At 52.4% G+C, this 15,930-nt stretch carries 18 protein-coding genes; 17 read left to right on the plus strand and 1 reads right to left on the minus strand.

From position 1 onward, the window contains the following. The first annotated feature begins 140 nt into the window (after window positions 1–140). The 12 genes from SK35_RS10400 to SK35_RS10455 all read left to right on the plus strand — a co-directional run bounded on the left by SK35_RS10400 (window position 141) and on the right by SK35_RS10455 (window position 9,391). Window positions 141–320, plus strand: coding sequence for a DUF4222 domain-containing protein (locus tag SK35_RS10400; RefSeq protein ID WP_003034732.1), 180 nt, complete (start codon window positions 141–143; stop codon window positions 318–320). Continuing rightward, complete coding sequence (locus tag SK35_RS10405; protein ID WP_048216136.1) at window positions 310–1,167, plus strand: conserved phage C-terminal domain-containing protein; 858 nt, start codon at window positions 310–312, stop codon at window positions 1,165–1,167. Before SK35_RS10400 ends, SK35_RS10405 begins: the two co-directional genes overlap by 11 nt. After that, window positions 1,164–2,486, plus strand: a complete 1,323-nt coding sequence (locus SK35_RS10410; protein ID WP_048216137.1) for a phage N-6-adenine-methyltransferase — start codon at window positions 1,164–1,166, stop codon at window positions 2,484–2,486. Before SK35_RS10405 ends, SK35_RS10410 begins: the two co-directional genes overlap by 4 nt. Then, window positions 2,479–4,476, plus strand: a complete 1,998-nt coding sequence (locus tag SK35_RS10415; RefSeq protein WP_048216138.1) for a DNA cytosine methyltransferase — start codon at window positions 2,479–2,481, stop codon at window positions 4,474–4,476. The genes SK35_RS10410 and SK35_RS10415 overlap by 8 nt, the downstream gene beginning before the upstream one ends. After that, complete coding sequence (locus SK35_RS10420) at window positions 4,473–4,859, plus strand: RusA family crossover junction endodeoxyribonuclease (protein ID WP_003034741.1); 387 nt, start codon at window positions 4,473–4,475, stop codon at window positions 4,857–4,859. The genes SK35_RS10415 and SK35_RS10420 overlap by 4 nt, the downstream gene beginning before the upstream one ends. A gap of 13 nt (window positions 4,860–4,872) precedes the next feature. Next, the gene (locus SK35_RS10425; RefSeq protein ID WP_003034743.1) at window positions 4,873–5,559 is read left to right on the plus strand and encodes a phage regulatory protein/antirepressor Ant; all 687 of its coding nucleotides are present in this window, start codon (window positions 4,873–4,875) and stop codon (window positions 5,557–5,559) included. Further along, window positions 5,556–6,551, plus strand: coding sequence for a DUF968 domain-containing protein (locus tag SK35_RS10430; protein ID WP_048216139.1), 996 nt, complete (start codon window positions 5,556–5,558; stop codon window positions 6,549–6,551). The genes SK35_RS10425 and SK35_RS10430 overlap by 4 nt, the downstream gene beginning before the upstream one ends. Window positions 6,552–6,566: 15 nt before the next feature. Further along, window positions 6,567–7,397 carry an antitermination protein gene (locus SK35_RS10435; RefSeq protein WP_048216140.1) on the plus strand — a complete coding sequence of 277 codons (831 nt, stop codon included), beginning with the start codon at window positions 6,567–6,569 and terminating at the stop codon, window positions 7,395–7,397. A 187-nt stretch (window positions 7,398–7,584) separates the two neighbouring features. Further along, window positions 7,585–7,827, plus strand: a complete 243-nt coding sequence (locus SK35_RS10440; protein WP_075551253.1) for a hypothetical protein — start codon at window positions 7,585–7,587, stop codon at window positions 7,825–7,827. Window positions 7,828–8,065: 238 nt separating this feature from the next. After that, window positions 8,066–8,344: a phage holin gene (locus SK35_RS10445; RefSeq protein WP_016150433.1), complete on the plus strand. Its 279-nt coding sequence runs from the start codon at window positions 8,066–8,068 to the stop codon at window positions 8,342–8,344. After that, on the plus strand, window positions 8,316–8,864 hold the full coding sequence (locus SK35_RS10450; RefSeq protein WP_048216142.1) for a lysozyme: 549 nt from the start codon (window positions 8,316–8,318) through the stop codon (window positions 8,862–8,864). The genes SK35_RS10445 and SK35_RS10450 overlap by 29 nt, the downstream gene beginning before the upstream one ends. Further along, window positions 8,861–9,391, plus strand: coding sequence for a hypothetical protein (locus tag SK35_RS10455; protein WP_048216143.1), 531 nt, complete (start codon window positions 8,861–8,863; stop codon window positions 9,389–9,391). The genes SK35_RS10450 and SK35_RS10455 overlap by 4 nt, the downstream gene beginning before the upstream one ends. A 51-nt stretch (window positions 9,392–9,442) precedes the next feature. On the opposite strand, the gene SK35_RS10460 is transcribed toward SK35_RS10455, so the two are convergent. Next, window positions 9,443–9,982, minus strand: coding sequence for a YfbU family protein (locus SK35_RS10460; RefSeq protein WP_048216144.1), 540 nt, complete (start codon window positions 9,980–9,982; stop codon window positions 9,443–9,445). 385 nt (window positions 9,983–10,367) lie between these two features. On the opposite strand from SK35_RS10460, the gene SK35_RS10465 reads away from it, so the two are divergent. The 5 genes from SK35_RS10465 to SK35_RS10485 are packed head-to-tail and all read left to right on the plus strand — an operon-like array spanning window position 10,368 to window position 15,923. Beyond that, window positions 10,368–10,913: a terminase small subunit gene (locus SK35_RS10465; RefSeq protein ID WP_000453624.1), complete on the plus strand. Its 546-nt coding sequence runs from the start codon at window positions 10,368–10,370 to the stop codon at window positions 10,911–10,913. Further along, window positions 10,888–12,810 (plus strand): phage terminase large subunit family protein, encoded by a 1,923-nt coding sequence (locus SK35_RS10470; protein ID WP_048216145.1) that lies wholly within the window; start codon window positions 10,888–10,890, stop codon window positions 12,808–12,810. Before SK35_RS10465 ends, SK35_RS10470 begins: the two co-directional genes overlap by 26 nt. After that, window positions 12,810–13,016, plus strand: a complete 207-nt coding sequence (locus SK35_RS10475; RefSeq protein WP_003034782.1) for a phage head-tail joining protein — start codon at window positions 12,810–12,812, stop codon at window positions 13,014–13,016. Before SK35_RS10470 ends, SK35_RS10475 begins: the two co-directional genes overlap by 1 nt. Further along, window positions 13,013–14,605, plus strand: coding sequence for a phage portal protein (locus SK35_RS10480; RefSeq protein ID WP_048216146.1), 1,593 nt, complete (start codon window positions 13,013–13,015; stop codon window positions 14,603–14,605). Before SK35_RS10475 ends, SK35_RS10480 begins: the two co-directional genes overlap by 4 nt. Beyond that, a complete protein-coding gene (locus SK35_RS10485; RefSeq protein ID WP_048216147.1) occupies window positions 14,586–15,923 on the plus strand; it encodes a S49 family peptidase in 1,338 nt (445 codons plus the stop codon). Before SK35_RS10480 ends, SK35_RS10485 begins: the two co-directional genes overlap by 20 nt. Window positions 15,924–15,930 lie beyond the last annotated feature (7 nt).

The following is a 15,930-nucleotide window of genomic DNA, read 5'->3' on the forward strand; positions in this document are numbered from 1 at the left end:
CTACCGCAACTCAGGATGATCCAGGTTTCGGGTACTCCGTTGTTTCGGTATGAACGCAGATTATCAAACCGCTGGGTTCCGTGTAACCACAGTAGGGCGGTTTCAATTGTGGGGGTCTACAACCGGAGGGCAAAACGCCTGTGCGCGAACTTAACCGAAGGTTCAAAGACCACCGCGGAGTGCCAGTCCGTGTTATCCGCTGGGAGCCAGAAACACAGCGCGTTATCTATCTGCGTGATGGCTACCCGCACGAATGCTTCAGCCCACTTGAGCATTTCAGGCAAAAGTTCAGGGAGATAACGGACGATCATGAGCACTAAATTAACCGGCTACGTATGGGATGGTTGCGCGGCGTCGGGCATGAAGTTGTCTAGTGTCGCGATCATGGCTCGCCTCGCTGATTTCAGCAGCGATGAGGGCGTGTGCTGGCCGTCCATTGAAACTATTGCTCGCCAGCTTGGCGCAGGGCCGAGCACTATCAGAACGGCAATCGCAAAGCTTGAAAAAGATGGCTGGCTCACGCGTACACAGCGCCGTAATGGTAACCGTAATGCTTCGAACGTGTACCGCCTGAATGTGACGAAACTTCAGGCTGCCGCATTTTCTCAACTGTCAGATTCTGACACGTCAAAATCTGACGCATCAAAATTTGACGCCTCAAAAACTGACCCGTCGAAATCTGGCAAAAACGGCGGTTTTGACCCGTCAGAATCTGGCGGGGATCCGTCAGTAAAATCAACACAAGATCCACAAGTAACTTCAAAACCCTCTTGTCCGGTTGCGGCGCAACCAGACCCTGAAGTTGTGATTACCGACCAGGCAATTTTGGTTCTGACCCATTTGAACCAGATCAGCGGATCCAGGTATCAGAAATCCAAAACATCCCTGGAGAACATCCGCGCCCGGCTGCGTGAGGGATACAGCGTTGCAGACCTGCAACTCGTTATCGACCTGAAGCATGAGCACTGGCACGAGAACGACGAGCAGTACCAGTACATGCGGCCGGAAACGCTGTTTGGCCCGAAAAAGTTCGAGAGCTATCTGCAAAGTGCTACCCGCTGGGATCAGAAGGGACGGCCTAAACGCGCTGAATGGGGTGCGAAAAAGCGCGATGTGATGGCTTTTGGTCCGGTTGATACAACGATTCCAGAGGGGTTCAGAGGATGACGTTAAATAAATATTGCCATTCGCTGGCGGCACTACGTAGCCAACCAGCCCACGAATTGAAAGAAGTTGGCGATCAGTGGCGAACACCGGATCTGCTTTTTTGGGGGATCAACGCGCTATTTGGTCCATTAGTTTTGGACTTGTTTGCTGACGATGACAACGCGAAGTGCCCGGCATGGTACACCGCCGAAGATAATGCGCTGACACGGGACTGGTCTGAACGTCTTGCTGAACTGGGTGGCGCTGGTTATGGCAACCCACCATATAGCCGTTCGCAGTACCACGAGAAACAGGCGATCACTGGCATGACGCACATCATGAACTACGCAGCAACCCAGCGCGAAAAGGGTGGGCGTTATGTATTCCTGATAAAAGCTGCGCCGAGCGAAACGTGGTGGCCGGAAGATGCCGATCACATCGTATTCATCCGTGGGCGCATTGGGTTCGATCTGCCTGTGTGGTTTGTACCTGCTGACGAAAAACAGAAACCCACCAGCGCGTTTTTTGCCGGTGCTATAGCTGTCTTCGATAAGTCATGGCGTGGTGAGCGGTTCAGCTATATCAACCGCACAGAACTGGAGGCAAAAGGTCGGGCGTTTATGGCTTTGGCGCAATTTGCCGCCAGCAAGTCTCAATCTGCAACTGCCACACCAACTGCAGCTGATAAGCCAGAAGTAGAGTTGCCACTCACCCAGAAAGATATTTTTGATGTCAGCGGTGTAGAGGCGTGGGCATGCGTTAGAGCTGCGTTCGGCGATAAAGAAGAATATACATTCAGTGAATCGAAGTTTGGGCATACCTGGGCGGCGGATTCTGTCGAAGCACCGGAATTTACTCAGGTATCACCATTAACGATAGATAAAGCGAAGCTGCTTATTCGAGATAGTATTTTGTTCGGTGTGGATGCGTGGCTTTTGTCGATTAAATCGGGTGATGCTTCTACATGGTTAGATATTTCTCAACGTATTCGGACTGTTGCCCTTGAGGCATCTGGTGAATACGGCATGAACAGCACTGATTTTATTGCTGCCATGGGGAGCCTGGATGTTTCCAGTTGGTTCAATATTCGCCAGATCCGCGCGCACATCCGTGAGAAGGCGAAACCAGTAGCCGATCCGCTTCCCGAGTCCCGTATCTGGCCGCTGGAGGTTGGAATTGTATTCGATCAGGTGGATGGCGCTGACATGCTGGATGAATCACAGCAGAACAAGCTGAAAGCCAACATCAATCAACTCTGGCTAGAACGAACGGCCACCAGCGAAATAATCACAATTGCGCGTGGTCTTGTCGGCAGCATGCGGGGGGTAACACATGCGTGAGATTATCGTTGATAACTTTGCTGGTGGCGGTGGCGCATCAACGGGTATTGAACTGGCGATCGGGCGCAGCGTGGATATTGCGATCAACCACGACGAAAACGCCATTGCGATGCACAAGACGAACCACCCGGACACACTGCATTATTGTGAATCCGTATTTGACGTGGATCCGGTAGCTGCCACCGGCGGTAATCCTGTCGGCCTTGCATGGTTTAGCCCGGACTGCCGACACTTCTCGAAGGCAAAAGGCGCAAAGCCTGTGAAAAAAGAGATACGCGGTCTGGCCTGGATTGTTCTGCGTTGGGCACTGGCGAAGCGACCGCGCGTGATGATGCTGGAGAACGTGGAGGAGTTTAAAACGTGGGGTCCGTTAATTGACATCCCACCTAAACCTGATTTGTCGGAAGCCCTTATGGGGGATTTTATTGGCCCGGTTTACCCTGGCAATAGTCGCCCAGATCCGGCACGAGCAGGTGAAACATTTGAGGCATTTGTCGGCATGCTGTCCACTGGCATTCCTACTGATCACCCGGCACTGGCTGAGGTTTGTGAGTTTCTGTCTATTGAAAAAGGTAGCGAACAGGCTCAAAAGCTGGTGGATGGGCTCGGATATGATGTTGATTATCGCGAACTGCGCGCGTGTGATTACGGCGCGCCGACAATCCGCAAACGCTTCTTCATGGTCATGCGCTGCGATGGTTGCCCAATCCAGTGGCCTGTTGTCACCCATGGGGATCCTAAGTCTCTGGAGGTGCAGAGCGGCAGGCTGATGCCATGGCGTACCGCTGCGGAATGTATCGACTGGAATGTTCCGGCCCTGTCCATTTTCGACCGCAAAAAACCGCTGGCGGAGAACACTCTGAAGCGGATCGCGCGTGGCATACAGCGCTTTGTTATCGAAAGTGCGTCGCCGTTTATCGTGAAGTGTAACCACACGAGCTCTAAAAATGCGTATGACGCTTTTCGCGGGCAGTCGCTGAATGAGCCATTACAGACCATTACTAAAAAACTCGGCTACGCGTTAGCCGTTCCACACCTGACAAAATTCCGCACTGGCGCAACCGGGCAGCCCGTTACCGAACCTGTCCCGACGGTAACCGCTGGCACATCAAAACGTCCAGGTGGGAATGGGCATGCACTCGGGATTGTTGAGGCTGCACTGACGCCATTCCTGGCGGGTAATGGTGGTAGTGAATACCAGGCTAAACCGCGCCCGCTGGATAAACCTGCTCATACCATTCTGAAGCAATCCCGCGCCTGTCTTGTTGCGCCAGTGATAGCCCGCCAGTTTGGGGCCAGCGTCGGCCACCGGGCAGACGAACCGAGCGCAACCATCACCGCTGGCGGTGGCGGTAAATCTCAACTGGTAACGCCTACGCTGATTCAGATGGGGTATGGCGAACGACCTGGACAAGAACCGCGAGTGCTGCGACTGGATAACCCGCTGGGGACCGTTACTGCAGGTGGAAATAAATTCGCGACGGTGAGCGCGTTCCTGGCAAAACACTACGGCGGTAACTATACGGGACCGGGTGTCAGTATGGATGAACCCGCGCACTCAGTAACCACTGTCGACCATCATGCAGTAGTTGCCTCTCATCTGGTGAAACTGCGTGGAACGTGCCGCGACGGGCAACGCCTTGATGTGCCCATGCCAACAATCACCGCTGGTGGCCAACACGTGGGTGAGGTACGCACATTTCTCGAGACGTATTGCGGGGAAAGTGACGATGAATGGCTGGTAACGATCGATGGGGTTAAATACCAGATCGTTGATATCGGAATGCGCATGTTGCAGCCGCATGAACTCTACAAAGCGCAGGGCTTCCCGGATGGATACGTTATTGATCAGGACTACCGTGGAAATCGCTACGCAAAAGATAAGCAGGTAGCCCGCTGCGGTAATGCGGTACCACCACCATTCGCCAGGGCGCTGGTGGAGGCAAATCTTCCGGAACTGTGTGCAGTGCAACAACAGGAGGTGGCATGAAACTTGTACTCCCGTTCCCTCCGAGCGTGAACACTTACTGGCGCGCCCCTAACAAGGGGCCGCTGGCCGGTCGTCACCTCATTAGCGCTGATGGTCGTAAATACCAGAGCGCTGCCTGCGTGGCGATCATTGAGCAATTACGACGTCTCCCGAAGCCATCGACTGAACTGGCAGCGGTAGAAATCACTCTGTACCCGCCGGATGCGCGCCGCCGGGATATCGATAATTACAACAAAGCCCTGTTTGACGCGCTGACGCATGCGGGTGTCTGGGAAGATGACAGCCAGATTAAGCGCATGCTGGTGGAATGGGGACCCGTAGTGCCGAAAGGTCGGGTAGAGATAACGATCAGCAGATATGAACCGGCGGGTGCAGCCGCCTGATATGGAGAAAAGTATGAGCCAGTTAATCGTGAATGGTGTAGTAACAATGTCCAGCCGTGATATTGCGGATCTGGTTCAGAGTAAACACAGTGACGTGAAACGCTCGGCTGAGCGTCTTGTTGCTGCGGGAATTTTAACCGCGCCGTTGGCGCAGTTCGATTTTGAGCATAACGGCAATGTTTACCAGGAGTATCGTTTTAACAAACGCGACTCTCTGGTGATTGTTGCCAGACTGTCACCAGAATTTACCGCTGCGGTTGTTGATCGGTGGCAGGAACTGGAAGAAGGGCAGAGTGTCAGTGTTCCCCGCTCATTGCCGGAAGCGCTTCGCCTGGCTGCTGATTTAGCCGAGCAGAAAGAGCAACTGACCATCCAGCTGGCAGCTGCGGCGCCAAAAGTGGAGTTTGTTGATCGTTATTGCTCTGCAAAAGGCTCCATGTCATTCCGGCAGGTAGCCAAATTGCTCAACGCAAAAGAAACTGAGTTCCGCCTGTTCCTTATTGAACGCAATATCCTGTATCGCCTCGGCGGCACACTTACCCCTATGGCGCAGCACATTTCCGCGGGAAGATTTGAAGTTAAGACGGGAACATCGAGCACATCCAATCACGCATTTAGCCAGACGCGTTTCACTGCCAAGGGAGTACGCTGGATTGGTGGTTTGTGGGCTGAACATATTGCAGGGGGACAGGCGGCGTGAGGGCTTTGTTAACTCCTGAAGTAGCCCATCGTATGGGGATTGTGTTGTTTCGTCCCGGCGCGGAACTGATGCACCTCTTCATGCGTGGTCGCGTTCTGCTCGAGCCTGAACCAGAAGAAATGGCGTCATTCAGTACCGGGGCTGTTCCGGCAGCCATTCAGCCGCTGGCTGATGATCCGGTAATGCGGCAGGTCTTCGGGAATGAGCGGGTTATTCAGCGTGCCGGTGGGCTTCCTTCCCTTGAGCAGTGGCTGAGTTCTCGGTTTGAATGCCAGTGGCCACATTCATCGTGGCACGACAAGAACTTCACAACAATGCGGCACTCACCAGGAAGTATTCGCCTGTGCTGGCATTGTGATCACACTTTGTCCGGGCAGTATACCGAACAGCTTGCAGGTATAGCGGCCGGTAACCTGGTATCCTGGATTCTGGAAGTCATTCGGCGTGATTCTGGTTTTCCCGAGTCGCATGTACTGACGCTTCCTGAACTGTGCTGGTGGATGGTCAGGAACGACCTGGCTGATGTAATACCGGAAAGCGTTGCGCACAAGGGGCTACGCCTTCCGGATGAAAACATCCGCTCTGTCATGAGGGAAAGCGACATTGTGCCTTCCGCTTCTGCAACCAGCCTCGTGCAGGAGAAGGCGAAGAAGATCCTCACGCTCTCTGTTGATCCGGAGTCTCCAGAATCTTCCATGCTCAGGCCAAAGCGACGCCGCTGGATAAATGAGACGTACACCCGCTGGGTTAAAACACAACCCTGTGAGTGTTGCCGACGGCCAGCAGATGATCCGCACCATATCGTAGGGCACGGTTTGGGTGGTACAGCAACAAAAGCCCATGACCTCTTCGTGATCCCTCTGTGCAGAGAGTGCCACGACGAGTTACACGCCGATGTACCGGCATTCGAGCATAAGCATGGTACGCAGCTTGAGTTGCTACTGCGTTTTATGGATCGGGCGCTGGCGATCGGCGTAATTGCGAAAGCTTAAACGTATGGAGACCGTATGAACCTGGATAATGTACTGAAATTTTTTGCGCCGAAAGGTATGCACATATCAGATACCAGCAGAGCGACAGCCAGTGAACAACTGACGGTTACTGATGTAATGGCTGCACTGGGGATGACTCAGGCCGATGCGGGGATCGGCCTGGCAATGTTTCTGGGCAAAGCTGGTATCAGCAGCCAGGACAGGGAGGCGTCAATAGCTTGGCTAACGGAGTACGCGAAAGAGCATGCGCCCATGGCCATTCGTAAAGCGTCAGGGAAAAAGTTTCCCCTCTGCATGCGTATCCTTGCCCGGTTTGCCTATAACGATTATTCATCATCAGCAGCTGATAGCGTGGCATGTCAAAAATGTAGTGGTAAAGGGTTGCTTACAACCACTAAAACCGTGATTAAAAGCCATTACACAATGCGATTGTCACAATTGGCCAAAGACCTGAGACAGTCACCATCTGACTTTGAGGTAAAGCGCGATGTAACTGACACTGATCAAACGTTATGTTCCCGCTGCCATGGCACCGGAAAGTTAAGTAAGCGATGTCAGTGCGGCGGCACAGGTAAGACGATTGACCGTAAAGCGACAGAACAGCAGGGCGTACCGGTTTACAAAGAATGTAAGCGCTGCGAAGGGCGGGGATACAGCAGGCCAAAATCATCGGTTGCCTATCGAGGTGTTTTTTCTGAGTTGCCGAGTCTGCCTGATCGAACGTGGCGTTATAGCTGGAAACCATTTTATGAAAGCCTGGTGACCAAATGTTTCCAGGAGGAGAGCTATTCAAGCTCTCAACTGAACCGGGTGACTAAAAGTGAAGATGTGATAAATATCGCGTAATTTAGCGTCATGATGTTTGCAATGTTGCCGTTTTTGTGTATATTTGACATTAACGATGGGCATTGTATGTTCAGAGTTAAGAAACCCGCCACCGAGCGGGTTTTTTTCTGCACTAGGCCATTCAATCTACGTCAAAATCAATGTGTTACAATAGCCGCAAGCAAAACGACAACACAAAGGCGGCATAATGAAATTAACATCTGTTCATATCGAAATTCTGAGTCGCGCAAGCGCTCTTGGACCACGTGAAACAATTCAATCTTCTGATCTTCCTCACATTCCAGCGGAAGCGGTGAATTTTGCTATTTCTGATCTCGCTGAGTTGGGTCTGGTAAATGCTGTGCAGAGTACGTCTGATTGTGACGACAGCTTGATAGTGAATAGAATTACGTCTAAAGGGAATAGCTATTTAATTGATCTTGAGTCTTAACTATCTGATTAATAAATAGGTACACCACATTTATTAAGGCTGCCTTCTGGTGGCCTTTTTCATATTCAGGGCTCACTGACGGGCGGCTCATAACCCAATCCGACAGGCGCTTGCGCAGAGCCCGTTCTGATTCAGGCTCACGGGAATCATCCTCGATACGCATTGTTGATAAATCCAGCCCGTGAAGCCTGACCCTTTCATCACACACAGCGCCATCCGAAAAATCGGAGGTGAGGCTATGACCAGAATGAGCACCATTTACAGCAGACTTTCATATGGATCAGGAACCACGCTTGCCGGCTGCGGTGTATCAGCGAAGGCATATGCCGAAACAGCTAAAACAGCAAAAGAGGTGTCCTGGATGTTGGCCGACAGAATTGCAGGGTTAAGCCTGAGCGACTGGGCAATTATTGTCGGTATCGCATGCACCGTTATCACCTGCGCAGTGAACTGGTATTTCCGCTGGAAAGAACGGGAGGATCGGCGCAATGGCTATGCCACCAAAGCTGAAGAATAAACTGAGTGCAGCGGTCGTTGGTTTGATTCTTGCGGGGGCTTCCGCGCCCGTGATTCTCGATCAGTTTCTGGATGAGAAAGAGGGTAACAGCCTGACAGCATATCGCGACGGCGGCGGAATCTGGACTATTTGCCGTGGCGCCACGGTGGTTGATGGTAAGCCAGTAGTTCAGGGCATGAAGCTGTCTGCCCAGAAATGCGCCAAGGTGAACGCCATAGAACGCGACAAGGCGCTGGCGTGGGTTGAGCGAAATATCAAAGTACCACTGACCGAACCACAGAAAGCCGGGATCGCGTCTTTCTGCCCATATAACATCGGCCCCGGAAAATGTTTCCCGTCTACGTTCTATAAGCGAATAAATGCTGGCGACCGTAAAGGTGCTTGTGAAGCGATCCGCTGGTGGATTAAAGACGGCGGCCGCGACTGTCGTCTGACCAAAGGCCAGAAAAATGGCTGCTATGGCCAGGTAGAACGACGAGACCAGGAAAGCGCACTGACGTGCTGGGGGCTGGGACAATGAAAATTAATCCCGTTCTGATCGTTATTATCGTTATTGCGGGCCTGTCACTCGCTCTCATAAAGAGTTGTGCAGATGTCACAAGCATAAAAAGTGATAACGACGTTCTTAGAAGTGACAACGTTCTGCAGGGCAAGTTGATAGCAACTCAGGCTCTTAATTTCAATCGATTCAATCAGGTTGCTGAACATGCCAACAGGCTTAACTCTCTGATCAATACCAGCACCGAAGAAACCGTAATCGAATACCGGGAGATTCTCCGCCGTGAAAAAACCTGTGATCTGCCTGTTCCTGCTGACATTGCTGGTGGGTTGCTCGAATACGCGCACCGTTTACGTGCCAGCGCAATGCACGCCGATTCCGGCAAATCTGACGCAGCCGATGCTAGTACCGTTGCCACCAGCTCAATGACATATTGTCAAGCTGTGCTGTGGATTAAGCCGCTGCTGTCCGTTATCGAGAAGGGTAATAATAATTTTAGAGGAATAAGAGAAATTGAAGGGGAAAGAAAATCAAAATCCATCCCCTAGTAGGTATAAAACGTTATTTATCCTCATCCGAGAATAAAAATTGATCCAAAATTAAAGAGCTAACGGGGCTTGAGATAAGATTTCGCTAACCTCTGCAGAACTCAGTTCCCATTGGCGATCTAGGGCATTAATTTTTTTACAAGCTTCGATCAGCGCCTTGTAGTGATGCACTGTATGTAAATGAGTATTATTAAGAGGAAGTTTTTGTTCAGGGAAGCGATCAATTTTCTGAAATGCTTCGATTATACCTTCGTATTCATACTCGTTGTTTCCATCGAAACCAGGCAATTGAATCTGATCACCAACAATATTCAAGCGGTGTTTCTTCTTAAGCTCATCTTGCTCTGTTGAGCTAAGCAAACGGTACGATTTAGAAAGCCCCCTATAGGCATACAGTAATTCGACTACAAAATCTCGCTCAGCCTTTCCTGAACCTTCGGAGAATGCTCCAGAATATTTTGCGTCAAGAATCCAGTCTTGACCGGAAGTGATCGCATATTTGACGATTTCCGGGTCAAAGTCAGTATCGATGTCAAGATGAATGGCAATGTCACAAAGTAATGCGGTGTTGATTTTATCTTTAATATCCATGAGTTACCTCTCTAAGTGAAATGTTATTTTTACTCGTGTTTTTCAATTGAGTCCATGGGCATCCTCACACAAATAAATACTTTTGGCATGGGAGAAGTTATCCAGAAAGTGTTGCACTTGGGTGATGAGATATGATTCAACAGGTAACCCTACCTCATGGGCTCTGTGGGTCCTTTCCGGCGATCCGGCCTGTTACGGGGCGGCGACCTCGCAGATTCTCGCTATTTATGAAAATTTTCAGGCATTTGCCGTTTCCGTTCTTCTTCTCGCTAATTCATTGTTTTAACTGTAAACACCCCCTGAAAAGAAAGGAAATGATAAGCCTTAAAAACGGCTAAATAGCAGAGGGCGTTTCCTTTCTCTGTTTTTGTGTATGGAGTGAGCTATGGAGGTCAACAAAAAGCGTCTTTCTGAAATATTTGGAGTCAGCGTGCGAACCATTCAGAACTGGCAGGATCAGGGAATGCCTGTAGCACGTGGCGGTGGAAAAGGTAATGAGGTTCTCTATGAATCTTCCGCGGCTATCGAATGGTATTCCGCACGCGATGCGGCGATTGAGAATGAGAAATTACGCAAGGAGGTGGAAGACCTTCGTCTTGCATCGGAATCCGACCTTCAGCCAGGTACGATTGACTATGAGCGTCACCGCCTCACCCGAGCGCAGGCAGATGCCCAGGAACTAAAAAATGCAAAAGATTCCGCTGAGGTGGTGGAAACCGCATTCTGCACGTTCGTGCTGTCGCGGATGGCCGGAGAAGTAGCCAGCATTCTTGATGGAGTTCCTCTGTCGGTTCAGCGGCGCTTCCCGGAGCTGGAAAACCGACATATTGATTTCCTCAAGAAGGACATCATTAAAGCCATGAACAAAGCAGCTGCGCTGGATGAAATAATACCGGGGTTGCTGAGTGAATATATCGAACAGTCAGGTTAAGGGGCTGCAGCACTCTGCGCGCGCGGGTCTACTTTCGCTGTACCGGCCTGAGCCGCAAACGGCGGTTGAATGGGCAGACGATAATTACTATCTCCCCAAAGAGTCGGCCTACCAGGAAGGACGCTGGGAAACGTTGCCGTTTCAACGCGCGATCATGAATGCGATGGGTAACGATTACATACGTGAGGTCAACGTTGTTAAGTCTGCCCGTGTTGGCTATTCAAAAATGTTGCTGGGTGTTTATGCGTATTTTATTCAGCACAAGCAGCGAAATTCCCTTATCTGGCTGCCTACTGATGGTGACGCCGAAAACTTTATGAAGTCGCATGTTGAGCCGACGATTCGCGATATTCCGTCACTTCTGGCGCTGGCCCCCTGGTATGGAAAAAAGCACCGGGACAATACGCTCAGTATGAAACGCTTCTCCAACGGTCGCGGGTTCTGGTGTCTGGGTGGTAAAGCGGCGAAAAACTATCGTGAGAAATCGGTCGATGTCGCCGGTTACGATGAACTGGCGGCATTCGATGAAGATATTGAGAAAGAGGGTTCCCCGACGTTCCTGGGTGATAAACGTATTGAGGGCTCTGTCTGGCCTAAATCTATTCGTGGTTCAACGCCAAAAACAAAGGGGACCTGCCAGATTGAGCGTGCTGCCAGCGAATCCGGGCATTTCATGCGTTTTCATGTTCCCTGTCCGCACTGTGGTGAAGAGCAGTACCTGAAGTTCGGCGACAAAGTAACCCCGTTCGGGTTCAAATGGACACCTGGCGATCCCTCCAGCGTCTTTTACCTGTGTGAACATAATGCCTGCGTCATTAAGCAGCAGGAGCTGGATTTCAGTGAAGCTCGTTACATCTGTGACACCACCGGGATCTGGACGCGTGATGGTTTATCCTGGTTTTCATCAACAGGCACCGAAATCGACCCGCCAGACAGCGTGACGTTTCACATCTGGACGGCATACAGCCCGTTTACCACCTGGGTACAGATCGTTAAAGACTGGCTAAAAACGAAAGGGGATACCGGAAAGCGTAAAACCTTCGTGAACACCACTCTGGGCGAAACATGGGAGCCTAAAATTGGTGAACGGCCTGACGCGGAGCTCATGGCCGAACGCAAAGAGTTTTTTGGGGCATCCGTACCGGATCGTGTTGCTTATCTGACAGCCGGGATTGACTCACAGCTGGATCGATATGAAATGCGCGTCTGGGGATGGGGACCCGGAGAGGAAAGCTGGCTGATTGACCGGCAAATCATTATGGGCCGTCATGATGATGAAGCGACCCTCGTCAGGGTGGACGAGGCGATTAACAAAACCTACCCCCGAAAGAATGGCGTGGAAATGTCGGTATCCCGTATCTGCTGGGATATCGGCGGTATTGACCCCACCATTGTCTACAATCGCTCAAAAAAGCATGGCCTGTTTCGCGTGATCCCGATTAAAGGGGCTTCCGTTTACGGCAAGCCCGTCGCGAATATGCCGCGTAAACGCAACAAGAACGGCGTTTATCTTACGGAAGTGGGTACTGATACCGCAAAGGAGCAGATTTATAACCGCTTCACACTTCAGCCGGAAGGGAGTGATCCTCTTGCCGGTGCCGTGCATTTCCCTAATAACCCCGAAATTTATGATCTGGCTGAGGCACAGCAGCTTACTGCTGAGGAGCAGGTTGAAAAATGGGTGGACGGGCGTAAGAAAATCGTCTGGGACAGCAAAAAGCGACGAAATGAGGCGCTGGACTGCTTCGTGTATGCGCTGGCGGCCCTGCGGATCAGTATTTCGCGATGGCAACTGAATCTTGATTCACTGCTCGCGAGCCTGCTGGAGGAAGAGGGGGGGCGGACCAATAACAAAACCCTGGCTGATTATGCCCGGGCATTATCTGGAGATGAATAATGGCGACACAGACTGATCTGGATGCCGCCCGTGCAGCGTTGCATGACCTCATGATGGGAAAGCGGGTGGCAACGGTGCAAAAAGACGGCCGGCGGGTTGAGTTCACTGCGACTTCAGTCAGTGACCTGAAGAAATACATTGCCGAACTTGAGTCACAGGTTGGCACCACTCCACGACGCCGGGGACCGGCAGGATTTTACGCATGAAAACACCTGCTTTGTTAGGACCGGACGGTAAAACCGCTCTGCGGGATTATGCCGGATATCATGGCGGTGCTGGTGGCTTTGGCGGTCAGCTCCGCGCCTGGAATCCACCGAGTGAAAGCGCAGATGCTGCGTTATTGCCTAATTTTTCCCGTGGTAACGCGCGCGCTGACGATCTGGTCCGCAATAACGGTTATGCGGCAAACGCGGTACAGCTCCATCAGGACCACATTGTCGGATCGTTTTTCCGGCTCAGTTATCGCCCCAGCTGGCGTTTTCTGGGCATTGGAGAGGAAGAGGCCCGGGCGTTCTCCCGTGAAGTTGAGGCGGCCTGGAAAGAATTTGCGGAGGATGATTGCTGCTGCATTGATGCGGAACGTAAGCGTACATTCACCATGATGATCCGCGAGGGTGTTTCCATGCATGCGTTTAACGGTGAGTTATGTGCACAGGCCACCTGGGACAGTGATTCCACGCGTCTTTTCCGCACACAGTTCAAAATGGTTAGCCCAAAACGCATCAGCAACCCCAATAACGCCGGAGACACGCGAAACTGCCGGGCAGGTGTCAGAACAAATGACAGTGGCGCCGCGCTGGGATATTACGTCAGCGAGGATGGCTATCCGGGGTGGATGGCGCAGAAGTGGACCTACATCCCGCGTGAACTGCCAGGCGGGCGGCCTTCCTTTATCCACGTGTTTGAACCTCTGGAAGATGGGCAGACACGCGGTGCCAACGTGTTTTACAGCGTCATGGAGCAAATGAAAATGCTCGATACGCTGCAGAATACGCAGCTCCAGAGCGCGATTGTCAAGGCGATGTATGCCGCCACGATTGAAAGTGGGCTGGATACGCAAACCGCGATGGACTTTATTCTCGGCTCAGACAGTAAAGAGCAGCAAAGCAAGATGACCGGCTGGCTGGGGGAGATGGCCTCGTACTATACCGCGGCGCCGGTTCGTCTCGGGGGCGCGAAGGTGCCGCATCTGATGCCGGGCGACTCCCTGAATCTTCAGTCAGCGCAGGACACTGACAACGGCTATTCGACGTTTGAACAATCTCTGCTGCGCTACATTGCTGCAGGGCTGGGGGTGTCGTATGAGCAACTCTCTCGCAACTATTCGCAGATGAGTTATTCCACCGCCCGCGCCAGTGCTAACGAGTCCTGGGCGTACTTTATGGGGCGTCGCAAATTTGTTGCCTCCCGCCAGGCCTGTCAGATGTTTTTATGCTGGCTGGAAGAGGCCATTGTCCGCCGCGTGGTGACATTACCGTCTAAAGCCCGGTTCAGTTTTCAGGAGGCGAGAAGCGCCTGGGGAAATGCAGACTGGATCGGCTCCGGGAGAATGGCCATTGACGGTCTGAAGGAGGTGCAGGAGGCTGTCATGCTCATTGAGGCGGGGCTGAGCACCTATGAGAAGGAATGCGCCAAACGCGGGGAAGATTATCAGGAAATCTTTGCCCAGCAGGTTCGCGAAACGATGGAGCGCCGCGCGGCGGGACTTAAACCGCCAGCGTGGGCGGCTTCGGCCTTTGAGTCTGGACTGAAAAAATCGAATGAGGAGGGGACCGATGACGCCAGAGCTGCGTAATCTCCCGCACATTGCCAGTATGGCCTTCAATGAGCCACTTTTACTTGAACCCGCCTATGCGCGGGTTTTCTTTTGCGCGCTCGCTGGTCAGTTAGGTATCACCCGTCTGACCGACACTGTGTCGGGCGTTACGCTTGGCGCAGAGCAGATGGCTGAACCGCTGGCACTCTTTGGTGATGATGAGGACATGGGGCCAAAGCCGGCGCGAAGCTACCAGGTCACTGATGGTATCGCGGTGCTGCCGGTTTCCGGGACGCTGGTCAGTAAAACCCGCTCACTCCAGCCGTATTCGGGGATGACGGGGTACAACGGCATCATCGCCCGCCTCCAGCAGGCAATCAGCGATCCGGGTGTAGACGGCATTCTTCTGGATATGGATACGCCAGGTGGAATGGTGGCGGGTGCCTTTGACTGTGCGGACATCATCGTCCGCATGCGGGATATCAAACCCATATGGGCGTTAGCCAACGATATGAACTGCAGCGCTGGCCAGCTGATTGCCAGTGCGGCATCGCGTCGGCTTGTGACGCAGACGGCCAGAACGGGATCCATCGGGGTCATGATGGCCCACAGCAATTACGGCGCTGCCCTTAAAACCAGCGGCGTTGAGGTCACGCTGATTTACAGCGGCGATCACAAGGTGGACGGGAACCCCTACGAGAAATTACCCAAAGAGGTACGTGCAGATTTTCAGGCGCGTATCGACGCTACCCGGCAGATGTTCGCTGAAAAGGTGGCAGGTTATACCGGCATGTCGGTTCAGGCCGTTCTTGATACTGAAGCAGCTGTGTTTTCAGGCCAGGAATCAGTAGACAACGGCCTGGCGGAGCAGCTGGTCAACAACATGGATGCGCTGAACGTTATGCGCGATGCAATTAATAAACGAACGATGATTTCCCGAGGAGGAAGCATGAAAGGTACTACTGCATCCGCAGATACCACTCAACCAGCAGCATCTGCTGACCAGACCGTGACCACCGTTGACGCGCCTGCTGTGGTCGTTACTGACCCTGCCGCGGGCGCAATTGTTGATATCAGCAGCCAGGTGGCAGCGGCGGTCGCAGCCGAAAACGGTCGCATTATGGGGATCCTGAACTGTGAAGAGGCGAAAGGGCGTGAATCACAGGCGCGTGCGCTGGCAGAAACGCCGGGAATGACCGTGGAAAGTGCCCAGCGCATTCTTGCCGCAGCACCTCAGAGTGCTCTGGCGCGCACGGATACTGCGCTGGATCGTCTGATGGAAACCGCACCCGGCACCGTCACGGCAGGTAACGCTTCTGCTGAGGCGGGTGACGATTTGTTAAATACGCCTGTTTAAGAGGTCA

The organism is Citrobacter sp. MGH105, from assembly GCF_001037485.2.
In the GTDB taxonomy this organism is placed as follows: Bacteria; Pseudomonadota; Gammaproteobacteria; order Enterobacterales; family Enterobacteriaceae; genus Citrobacter; species Citrobacter portucalensis.